This is a genomic window from Staphylococcus sp. EG-SA-2, from assembly GCF_017152085.1.
This window is the reverse complement of the sequence record NZ_JACYHC010000860.1, coordinates 1-1,116: the sequence shown is the minus strand read 5'-3', so window position 1 is coordinate 1,116 and position 1,116 is coordinate 1. Positions and strand designations below refer to the sequence as shown.

The window sequence follows — 1,116 nt, the reverse complement described above, 5'->3', positions numbered from 1 at the left end:
AGTGAAATCATTTAACAGCGAGAATAATCAACCAGGAGGATGACTTAATGAATTTATTCAGACAACAAAAATTTAGTATCAGAAAATTTAATGTCGGTATTTTTTCAGCTTTAATTGCCACTGTTACTTTTATATCTACTAACCCGACAACAGCGTCTGCAGCAGAGCAAAATCAGCCTGCACAAAATCAACCAGCACAACCAGCTGATGCCAATACACAGCCTAACGCAAATGCTGGTGCTCAAGCTAATCCTGCAGCACAGCCAGCAAACCAAGGTGGACAGGCTAATCCAGCAGGAGGAGCAGCACAACCAGCTGGACAAGGTAATCAAGCTGATCCGAATAACGCTGCACAAGCACAACCTGGAAATCAAGCAGCACCGGCAAACCAAGCAGGTCAAGGAAATAACCAAGCAACACCTAATAATAATGCAACACCGGCAAATCAAACACAGCCAGCGAATGCTCCAGCAGCAGCGCAACCAGCAGCACCTGTAGCAGCAAACGCACAAACTCAAGATCCAAATGCTAGCAATACTGGTGAAGGCAGTATTAATACGACATTAACATTTGATGATCCTGCCATATCAACAGATGAGAATAGACAGGATCCAACTGTAACTGTTACAGATAAAGTAAATGGTTATTCATTAATTAACAACGGTAAGATTGGTTTCGTTAACTCAGAATTAAGACGAAGCGATATGTTTGATAAGAATAACCCTCAAAACTATCAAGCTAAAGGAAACGTGGCTGCATTAGGTCGTGTGAATGCAAATGATTCTACAGATCATGGTAACTTTAACGGTATTACAAAAACTGTAAATGTAAAACCAGATTCAGAATTAATTATTAACTTTACTACTATGCAAACGAATAGTAAGCAAGGTGCAACAAATTTAGTTATTAAAGATGCTAAGAAAAATACTGAATTAGCAACTGTAAATGTTGCTAAGACTGGTACTGCACATTTATTTAAAGTACCAACTGATGCTGATCGTTTAGATTTACAATTTATTCCTGACAATACAGCAGTTGCTGATGCTTCAAGAATTACAACAAATAAAGATGGTTATAAATACTATTCATTCATTGATAATGTAGGTCTATTCTCAG

At 38.2% G+C, this 1,116-nt stretch carries 1 protein-coding gene; it reads left to right on the top strand.

From position 1 onward, the window contains the following. Window positions 1–47 precede the first annotated feature (47 nt). The coding region (locus tag IDG60_RS15325; protein ID WP_206160878.1) for a SasC/FmtB family protein at window positions 48–1,116 on the top strand (1,069 nt) is incomplete at its 3' end.